The sequence below is a fragment of the Xanthomonas codiaei genome (assembly GCF_002939785.1).
GTDB classification, from domain to species: Bacteria; Pseudomonadota; Gammaproteobacteria; order Xanthomonadales; family Xanthomonadaceae; genus Xanthomonas; species Xanthomonas codiaei.
In genome coordinates this window covers 65,006-74,877 of the sequence record NZ_MDEC01000021.1, presented here as the reverse complement: position 1 = coordinate 74,877, position 9,872 = coordinate 65,006, and the positions used below count along the sequence as shown (strand labels likewise).

The following is a 9,872-nucleotide window of genomic DNA, read 5'->3' as shown; positions in this document are numbered from 1 at the left end:
ATCGGCGCACAGCGAACGTGCGGTGTGCAATCAACCGCTGTAGGCCTTGTGGCCAATGCGTGTGGCCCCAACGGCCTGGGACGCGTTGGGTGCAATCACCTCTTCGGGCGCATCGGTCTTCGTGTCTCTCAGTAGCACGGTCGCGCCTGGCGAATCGGTGCGGAAGATCGCCTCCTTGACCTGATTGAAGTCGCAATTCTCAACCTGGAGGTGCGTGTCGATATCGGAATGCCCGCCATTGGTGCGGAACACCTTGCCGGCGCCGTTGACGGTGCAGCCCGACATCACCACGTCGGCGGTGCCATTGTCCTGCACGACCTTGTCTGCGGCGCCGTTGAAGGTGCAATTGATGATCTCGACCTTCGGCCGGCCGCTGACCTCCGGGCTGGAACCGGCAATGCGCGCATCATGATCGCGGTTGCCCTGGCCATCGATGGTGACCGCATCCTCGCTGACGTCTTCGTTGACGCAATTGACCATCTTGCCGCTGCCGATGAAGTGCACACCGTCGCCACCACCTTTCATATGGACATTGCACAGGCTGCCGCCGTCTTCGACGATGAAAAGAGGCTGCTGGTGCTCGTCCTGATCGCCCTTGCCCAGGCTGGGGCCGCCGATGTAGGTCTGACCCTTGCCGTCGAAGACCTCGCCTTTGTGCACCACGATGGGCTTGTTCTGCACGCCGGGGGGAGCGGTGACGACCTTGCCGGAAGGCAGCGGCGCTTGCGTGCCGCTGGGGTTGGACGTGACCGGCTGGCCATTGCCGGGCGGCGTTGTCGGTCGACCCGGGTTGCCGGGCGATGCGCCGTTGCCTGCTCCGTTTGCGCTGTTGCCACCGTTGCCCTTGTAGCCGCCGCCATTGCCGCCACTGCCATCGCCGTTTCCCCTGCCGTGTTGTCCGCCGGGGGTGGTCGAACAGGGCGGGCCCGAAGGCGGCATCGAGGGTGCCGGGTTAGGGGTGGCCGGTAGCTGGCCGTCACTGGATGCCCGATCCTGTCGTTGCAGCATGTCGCTGAGCATGCGCTGCATGCAGTACGCCAGCATGCTCATGATCACAGCGGTGAGGGCTTGCTGCGACGACAGGGAGAACGAGGACGGTTGTAGACTCGCAGTGGTGTTGGAGGGGATGGCGAGATTCATTGGCGAGTGTCCTTGCGGAAGATGAATGGCGGAAGAAATCCTGCTAAGGGGATAACAGCAGGGCAGCGTGGTCATGTGACACGGCGCAGCGGATGCGCAAGCCGCAGCTGGCGTGCTGCCGAGTCATGCCTGTCTCGGTGCAAGCATCAGCACGCATGCCAGGTCTGGCATCTCATGCACGTAGCCACAGATAGTTTCCCGTCGCGATTCCTTCGAACATTTCGTCGTGTGCAATGAAGATATTGTTGTTCCAGTAACGGCCATGCTCGGCGTAGTGGGCGAGCAGATCGCAGATCCACGCGCCGTCAACGTCGTCGTCCAGCGGGACGCGCACGACCAGGACGATCACACCGGCATCGTTCAACCCGAGTTGCGCCTGGTCCTGCGCATAGACCGACAGGTTGGCTTCCAGCAACAGCCGAAACACCGTCAGGGTCCGTCCCGCAGGAGCAAGGCCGTAGGAGATGCGTAGGTAGAGCGCTTCTTCCTCCGGTGCTTGCTGTGCTTCGTCGTCGGCCTGGGCAGCGGGCATATGCAGATAGACTTCAAACCCGTCCACCCACAGCACGCGTTTGCTGAGCACTGCCTGCACATCCGGCAGGTCCAGTGCTTCGCACATCTGCTGAACGATCGCTTCGAATCGGCCGTTGCTCATCTGTCGTACGACATGCGCAGGGCCATGCACCGGCCCTGCGTCATGTCAGGCCAGTTATTGGCCAACCAGCTGCTTCGCGTTGTCGCCTGCTTTGCCGATGAACTTGTTGAGCGCCACGTTGAAATCGACTTCGTTCTTCTTCTCGGTCAGGTAGTTGTTCATGCGCTCCTGTGCTGCGGCCGACTTGCCGATGCCGCCCATCAGGCTAACCATCTGATTCTCCGAAGTCTGAGTGCTAGCGTGGCTGTCCCATCTGCTTGAAAAGTCTGATGTGATCAGGTCCCCTCCCTGGCCCAATCGCGACTTTAGTGACTGTAACTCTAACATGCGAATACTCCTTAGCTAAAGACAAGTGACGTGGAGCGCCTACCGGCGCGTTTTGCTTGACCAGTGTGGCCAAGGAACTCGATGGTCAAGGCATGCTGGCGATGTGCGCAACGATGTCGCGCGCGGCGTTGAGGCCGTCATGCAAGACGGTGAAATCGTTGCGCTCGGCCTGATCGCTCGCTGCAGCCCAGTGCAAACGGAGTTGTTGGGCTGTCGTGTGCAGCGCTGCATCGATGTTGCGCAGTCGCTCGCCGGAGAGATCCTCCGCCTTGGTCTGCAAGATCTTGCTCATATCCTGGGTGACCGTGTCGGTCATGGCATCGAACATGGTGCGGTTCTCATGGCGCCGCCTGCTGCGGCAGGGAAGTCAGATGTTTGGTGCCGTCCGGGGTCTCGACGTAATGCAAGCCGTCGGCAAGCAGCGCGGCATCGTAGTTCGCTGGCGGTTTGACCGACGGGTCCTGCTGAGTGATGTCCACGTGCAGCTTGCGGATTTCCGGGCCCAGATCGCTGCGCAGGTCGGCGAGCCGCCGGATCGCACGCTCCGCGTTGTCGCTGCTGCCGGCAATGGAAAAAACCCCATGGCCGTCGTAACGCACGCTCAGATCGCGGTCTGCCAAGGTATCGCGCAGGGTTGCCAATACCTCATCCACCACCACCACATCGACCGTCACCGCATGTTGATACCGATGCAGTTGCGCACGCAGGCGTGCCGCATCCGCGCTGCTTGTCACCAGACCCTCGACCCGCACGCGCGCACCGACACGCTCCACGCGCGCTTCAGGCAAGCCCAGCTGTTTCAGCAGGAATCGAACCTGATTGAATTGATTGTCCTGGCTGTGCGGGGCAGCGGCATTGGAGAGAAATGCCGGCAGCAGGGAGGGCAACAGCGCTGCGGCGGCCAGCGCTAGCATGGCACCCACCACTGCGCGCATCGCAGCGCCCCTGGGGCTGCGTGGCGGGGGTGTTGCCGGTGGCGCGGCTGGAGATAGCAAACGCTCCAGCAGCGCCACATCGTCCGGCCAATCGGCCGCAGCCTCGCCGATGCACAGCACCAACGGACCAAAGCGCACTGGATGCAGCGCAACAAACGGTGTTGTTGGCAACGCGTCGCTGCGATAACGAACTTGACCATCTGCATCCACCTCGATAATGAGCGGGCGATCAGGCCAGTCTTCGATCCGGATCTCGGCCTGGGGATCGGCGGCTAATGTGTAGCTGCCTGGCTGCAAATCTAATCGCGCGCCGGCGTGTATTCCCGTCAGTATGCGAAGTTGCATGGTCATGCACGAATCCCCCGAGAGGTCCCGTTTTGGTGTTCCATCAGTAGCGTGTTCAGGCGCGTGATGCCACGCGCACAATCAGCGGGTTTGCGCGGCTTTCGCGCGCTGATCAGTATCAGTGGCAGCAGCAAGTTGTAGCTGCGCAACTCTGGTGTGGGCTCCGGTTGCGCGTGCACCATCTCCGCCAGGCGTTTGCGCAAGGTGTCCATGGGTTCGGACAAGCTGCTCGCTAGGCCCGATTGCAGGTGCTCGCGCATCAACATCCACACCATGGCGGTCAGCGATACGGCGCCCGGATGGGCAATGCCGATGTCACGCAACTCAACGAACGCAGCGGTGAGGGCGTGTCGTCTGACCGTCTGGTCGGAAGCCTGCGTTGCCGCATAGCGGTCGATGACTGCCTGGACGCCCGCTCGCACATCCTCGTCCGCGTGTATCGGCGCGACGCTTGGCCACGTCTCTGCCTGCGGGTCGCTGGCCTGTGCGCGACCACCCGCGCTTTGCTGGTCGTCCTGGCTTTGTCCCTGCTCCTGGGGTTGAGCGGCAGCGATGCTGACGCGGCCGCGTAGGGCCGATACGCGCGCCGCTTCGGCGTCTTCCTGTTCGGTGGCGTCGAGCTCGTCGTCCATGCCATCCAGCGAGCGCATGCCGCGTCGCCGCTTGCGGGGCGGAGCAGGGCGCAGACGGGGGGCATGATGGGGCGTGTCCGCCAGTGGCTGCGCGCCAGTGGCCGGCGCATCGGCATGGTGGTGCGAGGCGCCTGGCGCAGTCGGCGAGCGCGGCACAGACCCTGGGAAAATGCGCCTGATCATGGAAAGGCCGCCTGCATCAGCGCCTGGCCGAACTGCATGATCGCCGAGGCCCCCCAGGGTGCGGTGAACGCGATGGCGGCCACCACCACCACCAGCTTGAGCGCGAACGAAATCGACGCATCCTGCAGCGACATCACTGCCTGTATGAAGGCGATCAGCAAGCCTGCCAGCGCGGCGACGCCGACCACGGGCAACGACACCTTGAGGCATAGCAACAGGGCTTCGGAGGTCAAGCGCACCAGATCGTCATGCTCCATGGCGTCACCGATAACTCAAAACCAGGCCGTGGATCAGCATCGACCAGCCATCCAGCGCCACGAACAACAGCAGCTTGAACGGGATGGCCACGTTGGTCGGCGTCACCTGCGAAAGACCCATCGCCATCAGCGCATTGGCCACCACCAGATCGATCACGATGAAGACCAGATACAGCAGAAATCCGATGCGGAACGCTTCGGTCAGCTCACTGAGCGTGAACGCCGGCGCCAGCACGAGCAGATCGTCCGGCTTTAGCGTGTCGGCCTTGTCCTTGGGCCAGATCTGCTGCGCCGATCGCATGAAAAAGGCCTTCTCGCGCTCGCGCGTGTGCTTGAGCAGGAACTGCCGAAATGGTTCGCGACAGGCGTCGAGCAGCACCACCACGCGGCTGTTGTCGGCACCGGCACTGTAGTTCTGCGCCGCCTTGAACGCCTCCATGCCCACCGGCGCCATCACAAAGCACGACACCAGCAGCGCTACGCCATTGAGCACCATGTTGGGCGGCACCTGCTGCACGCCGATGGCATTGCGCAGCAAGCCGAGCACGACCACGATCTTGGTGTAGGAGGTGACCACCATCGCTGCGAAGGGCAGCAGGCCCAGCATGATGACCACCAGCAGCAGCGAGCCGACATCAGGCATCTGCATGTGCGGTCTCCGACATGCTGAGGATCTGCACGCCAAGATGTTCGCCCACCGCCAGCAGCCTGCCGATGCCGATGGTCTGGCCATAGACCACCAGACGGATGTCGGCCTGATCCACCGGCACCGGCAGTTCGAGGATGTGGCCGGGCTGCAGGCCAGATAGAACCGACAGCGATAGCGCAAGTTGGTCCACTTCCAGTTGCACAGGCAGTTCCAGTGCCGCCATGTCGGTGGTGGACGGCGAGGGATCGGACGCGGGCGTATCGTGCTGCATGACAGGTGCGGTCTCCAGGCTCATCTGTTGCGGGTTCAGGCGTACCGAAGCGCGCAATACCGCACCTCCGGGGATGCCCCAGAGCAATTGGCCGCTGCGCAGAGGAGCCGGGCCAATCGCGTGCATCAGCACATCGCCCGGGCGCAGCGATTGCAGCAGTGTCGTCGGTGCCGTGCGCTGGCCGATGCGCAGGCGTGTGCGCAAACGCAGTTCGCTCAGCCAGGCAGGCAATGGCGACGACGTCGCCAGCGCAGCGGTCGCGCTTTGCAGGGCGGCAAGCAGCAGTGGGCTGGCGGTCTCTGCGATCGCATCGATGCCGCCCAACGTGATGCCGATATCGAGGCAATCGACTGCGTCTGCAAAGCGCTCGAACGCAACGACCTCGGCAGCACCCAATCCCAGCGGCTCGAAGGCGTGCAGCGGCTCGCTCAACAGCACACCGGCGATCGCCGTGCGCAAGGTGGCATCGCCTTCGTTCAACAGCAGCGCCAGGCTGTCACGTGCGGCGATCCGCAACTCCAGGCTGCCGCTATCGAACTGCAGCTGCAGGCGCGCCGCCTCCGCTGCCCGGATACCGCGACGGTGCGGGGTGAAGCTGCAACATCGCGCGGTACGCCGGTCGCACAGCATCCTGCCGAGCTGCGCACGCGCAGCAGGGACGCGGGTTAGCGCGTGCGACAAGTCGCGTACCGGTGACGTTGGGCTCTGCTCGGTTAACAAAGCGGGGTCCCTCGATATGGCTGTTCTGCATGTGCGGCGCTAGACGACCTCGATGCTGATCGGAAGCGTGTCGCTGAGCGCAGCCTTCAATGCGGTATGCAGGCGCTTTCTTCCATTGCAAAGTACCTCGCGCGTCTCGGGCGAGCCGCTGTCGAAGCGAAGCAGTAGCTGGTCTGGCGAAAGCCTCAAGAACAGCCTGGTCTGCGGCAGGATGTCGTGGTTGATCTCCAGCCAGGCCTCCCAGATTCCTGCACCGCGCACCGGCGTGGCATTGCAGAACTCTGCCACCCGCAGCGCGATGTGGTGGATGGCCATCTGCGCGCGTTGGGTGCGGATCCATTCGGTGGCGATCTGCCGCCCCAAGGTGTCGCTGTCCTTGCTTCGGGCGATCCGTCCACGATTGCCGTCGTCCAGGCAAGGGGGCGCGCCTGGCGGCGCAGGACCCTGGCTGTCGCTGGCAGCATCGGCCGCGTCGGGCAGCGGCTGAGCATCGTCCTCCTCCCCCTCTTCGTCCTCCGGCAATACCACGTCCGGCAATCCGGGAAGCACGTTGCCCAGGCGTCGGCGCAGTTGCATGAAGCCGAGACGCTGGGTCGCCTGCACCGGCGTGGGCGCTGTGTGCGGCGGCGGCAATGGCCCGGCGACTGGCAGAATACGCACGTGGCGGACCGGTGGCCTGCGCATCAGGCCACCACTCTGCCGATCGGCTGCAACTGCACGTCTGCGCCCAGTTCCTGGAACGAATACACCTCCAGCCAGTCCAGGCGCGCCTCGATCATGCGGCGCACATAACGGCGCACATCCATCGATGCGACCACTGCCAGTGGATGCCGTGCCTGATCTGCGACGATGCGTTCCACCTGCTCGACCAGCTGACCGGCCTGCTCCGGCGGCAGGGCCAGGAAATTGCCTGCCGGCGTGGCGCGAATCGACTGCCGGATCAACTGTTCCACTGCGTGGTCGAGCATGACCGCCGGCAACTGCCCGGTGCCTGCGGTCGCCGTGTGCGCAAGATAGCGGCCGAGATCGCAGCGCACATACTCGGTCAGCATCAGCAGGTCCTTTTCCTTCGGTCCCCACACCACCAGGCTTTCCAGGATGCTCTTGATGTTGCGCACCGGGATGCGTTCTTCCAGTAGCCGCCGCAGCACGTCGGCGATGCGCTGGGCGGGCATGGCCTTGTTGACCTCTGCCACCAGCCCGGGATAGTCCGCGCTTACCTGTTCCAGCATCCACTGCGTTTCCTGGATGCCGACGAACAGATGCGCGCGTGCACGCAGCGGCGCGATCGCCTGCTGGGCCAGCGCCTTCTGCAGGTCCGCGGTATCGCTCAACGCGCTGCGGGTTTCCGGAACGTCGTGAATCAGCACTTCGTACTGCAGGTCCTGCAGGCTATCGCTTTGCCAGATCGCAATGCCCGGAAACGGCAGGCCCAGCACCTCCACCAACTGCCGGCGCTCGTTCTCGATCGCCTGATCCAGCAGCGCCGGGTCCAGCCGCGCAGCCAGTTGCGGCGACAGGCGCATCGACAGGGGCGAGGCGAAATCCGGAGCGCTCTTGCGGATGTGCGGCGCATCGCCCTTGGCGCCCTTGCGGCTGGTCGATGGCAGCGTGGGCCGATCGCTGCCGCTGACATCGCGTTGCCTGCGCCAGATCGTATAGCCGCCCGCGCCCACTGCCGCCGCCAGCAGCAGAAACAGCACCGCAGGAAATCCCGGAACGAACGCAAAGCAGGCAAGCAGCACGCTGGCGGCCATCAGGGCGCGCGCATTGCCGGTGAGCTGGCGGCCGATCTCGAGCCCGAGCGAGCTGGTCTTGGCCTCGTTCTCGTTGGCGACGCGGGTGATCATGACGCCGGCCGCCACCGAGATCAGCAGCGAGGCGATCTGCGACACCATGGCATCGCCGACCGACAGGATCGCAAAGCGGTTGGCCGCCTCGCCTGCGCTCATGCCGTGGTAGGTCACGCCCACCACGATGCCGGCCAGGATATTCACCATGGTGATCACCAGGCCGGCGATGGCATCGCCCTTGACGAATTTCATGGCGCCATCCATGCCGCCGTGCAGTTGACTCTCGATGGCCAGTCGCGCGCGTTTGCTGCGTGCTTCGTCTGCGCTCAGATTGCCGCCGCGCAGGTCGGCATCGATGCTCATCTGCTTGCCGGGCATCGCGTCCAAGGTGAAGCGTGCACCCACTTCCGCAACGCGCTCGGAGCCTTTGGCGATCACGATGAACTGCACCGTGGTGATGATCAGGAACACCACCAGGCCCACCACCAGGTTGCCGCCGACCACCAGCTCGCCAAAGCTCTCGATGATGTGGCCGGCCTCGGCATGCAGCAGGATCGATTTGGTCGAGGCGATATTCAACGACAGCCGCAGCAGCGTGGTGAACAGCAGCAACGAGGGAAACGACGATAGCGAGAGCGAGTCGGGCACATACATCGTGACCATCAGCAGCACCACACTCAAGGTGATGTTGATGCCCAGCAGGGTATCGATGAGCGGAGTGGGCAGCGGCAGGATCATCAGGCCGATGACCGCCACCACCAAAGCGGCAATCGCCACTTCACCGGTGTATGCAAAGTACCGTGTCACGCGCATACGATCTCCCTAGCAGGGCAGCGGACCGCTGCCATCATCGTTGCCGCGGCCGAGCTCATCGACCCAGCGCAGCACCACTGCCACCGTTTCGAACAGCGATTCGGGAATCGCCTCGCCCAGTTCGACCTGATGCAGCGCACGCGCCAGGGGCGGGTTCGCCACGATCGGAATGCCCTGATCGTTTGCATAGGCACGCAGTTCCAGCGCGGCATCGTCCACGCCCTTGGCAACCACTTGCGGCAGACCGAAGCCGTCCGGTTCATAGGCCAGCGCAACGGCGTAATGGGTCGGGTTGACCACCATCACCTTGGCCTTGGCGACGCGCTCGCGCGGGTCGCCGAAGACCAGTTCCTTGGCCAGTTCCTTGCGCTTTCCCTTGAGTTCCGGGTCGCCTTCGCTGTCTTTGTGTTCGCGCTTCTGCTCGTCCTTGCTCATGCGTTTGTCGCGGATGAACAGCCAGCGTTGTACGCTCCAGTCCGCCGCGCCGACCACCACGAACACCAGTACCGCCAAGGCACACAAAATGCCCAGCGCACGCCAGCCGATCTGGGCGATGTCAGGCGTTGGTTGATAGGCTAGCCCGATGATCGTGGGCATCAGTGCGCGCAGGCCGTACCACAGCACCACACCGATCACCGCGGCCTTGATGCCCAGCTTCAGCAGGTTGATGAGACTTCGCAACGAGAAGAGCTTTTTGACGCCGTTCACGGGATTGAGCGACTCGAACTTGGGCGTCACCGGTTTGAGCGATGCATTGAGCCCGGTCTGCAGAAAGCTGCCGATCAAGCCGGCGGCCAGGCACGAGACCACGAAAGGCAGGGTCAGCCACGCTGCCTGGATGCCGATGCGACCGAGCGCCCGATTCAATCCGGTGGCATCGCGCGTATTGGCGATGAAATCCAGCCCGATCGACATCAAGGCGTGCAGGTGTTCGACGAAATAGCTGCCTGCCAGCTTCATCACCAACAACGCGGCCAACAGCACGGCTGCCGCGGTGACGTCCGGACTGACCGGGACCTCCCCATCCCTGCGCGCATCCTGCAGTTTCTTTTCGGTCGGCTTTTCGGTCTTCTCATCCGACATGGCGATCTCCGGACGCGGTTGCTGCCTGGCGATTCTGGTTGAGCCAGTGCCAGGCGATCCGCTGCCAGG

The 9,872-nt window shown here is 63.7% G+C and carries 12 protein-coding genes; all 12 read right to left on the bottom strand.

Annotated elements, in window-relative coordinates; genetic code table 11:
- Positions 1-30 precede the first annotated feature (30 nt).
- The 12 genes from XcodCFBP4690_RS15130 to sctU all read right to left on the bottom strand — a co-directional run bounded on the left by XcodCFBP4690_RS15130 (position 31) and on the right by sctU (position 9,803).
- Positions 31-1,140, bottom strand: coding sequence for a pectate lyase (locus XcodCFBP4690_RS15130; RefSeq protein ID WP_167394645.1), 1,110 nt, complete (start codon positions 1,138-1,140; stop codon positions 31-33).
- Between the two features lie 172 nt (positions 1,141-1,312).
- A complete protein-coding gene (locus tag XcodCFBP4690_RS15125) occupies positions 1,313-1,795 on the bottom strand; it encodes a CesT family type III secretion system chaperone (RefSeq protein ID WP_104542078.1) in 483 nt (160 codons plus the stop codon).
- Between the two features lie 54 nt (positions 1,796-1,849).
- Positions 1,850-2,122, bottom strand: a complete 273-nt coding sequence (gene hrpE / locus XcodCFBP4690_RS15120) for an HrpE family protein (protein ID WP_104542076.1) — start codon at positions 2,120-2,122, stop codon at positions 1,850-1,852.
- Between the two features lie 85 nt (positions 2,123-2,207).
- On the bottom strand, positions 2,208-2,450 hold the full coding sequence (gene hrpD6 / locus XcodCFBP4690_RS15115) for an Hrp regulator HrpD6 (RefSeq protein WP_104542074.1): 243 nt from the start codon (positions 2,448-2,450) through the stop codon (positions 2,208-2,210).
- Positions 2,451-2,460: 10 nt separating this feature from the next.
- Entirely contained in the window at positions 2,461-3,408 is a 948-nt protein-coding gene (gene hrpD5, locus XcodCFBP4690_RS15110) for an HrpD5 family protein (protein WP_104542072.1), read from the bottom strand.
- Entirely contained in the window at positions 3,405-4,217 is an 813-nt protein-coding gene (locus XcodCFBP4690_RS15105) for a 4-hydroxyphenylacetate catabolism regulator HpaA (RefSeq protein ID WP_104542070.1), read from the bottom strand. Before XcodCFBP4690_RS15105 ends, hrpD5 begins: the two co-directional genes overlap by 4 nt.
- Positions 4,214-4,474 carry a type III secretion system export apparatus subunit SctS gene (sctS, locus tag XcodCFBP4690_RS15100; RefSeq protein WP_104542068.1) on the bottom strand — a complete coding sequence of 87 codons (261 nt, stop codon included), beginning with the start codon at positions 4,472-4,474 and terminating at the stop codon, positions 4,214-4,216. The genes XcodCFBP4690_RS15105 and sctS overlap by 4 nt, the downstream gene beginning before the upstream one ends.
- Before the next feature lie 4 nt (positions 4,475-4,478).
- On the bottom strand, positions 4,479-5,123 hold the full coding sequence (gene sctR, locus XcodCFBP4690_RS15095) for a type III secretion system export apparatus subunit SctR (protein ID WP_104542066.1): 645 nt from the start codon (positions 5,121-5,123) through the stop codon (positions 4,479-4,481).
- Positions 5,110-6,024 carry a type III secretion system cytoplasmic ring protein SctQ gene (gene sctQ, locus XcodCFBP4690_RS15090; RefSeq protein WP_104542064.1) on the bottom strand — a complete coding sequence of 305 codons (915 nt, stop codon included), beginning with the start codon at positions 6,022-6,024 and terminating at the stop codon, positions 5,110-5,112. Before sctQ ends, sctR begins: the two co-directional genes overlap by 14 nt.
- Positions 6,025-6,153: 129 nt before the next feature.
- Entirely contained in the window at positions 6,154-6,798 is a 645-nt protein-coding gene (gene sctP, locus XcodCFBP4690_RS15085) for a type III secretion system protein SctP (RefSeq protein ID WP_167394642.1), read from the bottom strand.
- Entirely contained in the window at positions 6,798-8,720 is a 1,923-nt protein-coding gene (locus XcodCFBP4690_RS15080; protein ID WP_104542062.1) for an FHIPEP family type III secretion protein, read from the bottom strand. Before XcodCFBP4690_RS15080 ends, sctP begins: the two co-directional genes overlap by 1 nt.
- Before the next feature lie 9 nt (positions 8,721-8,729).
- The gene (gene sctU, locus XcodCFBP4690_RS15075; RefSeq protein ID WP_104542060.1) at positions 8,730-9,803 is read right to left on the bottom strand and encodes a type III secretion system export apparatus subunit SctU; all 1,074 of its coding nucleotides are present in this window, start codon (positions 9,801-9,803) and stop codon (positions 8,730-8,732) included.
- Between the last annotated feature and the right edge of the window lie 69 nt (positions 9,804-9,872).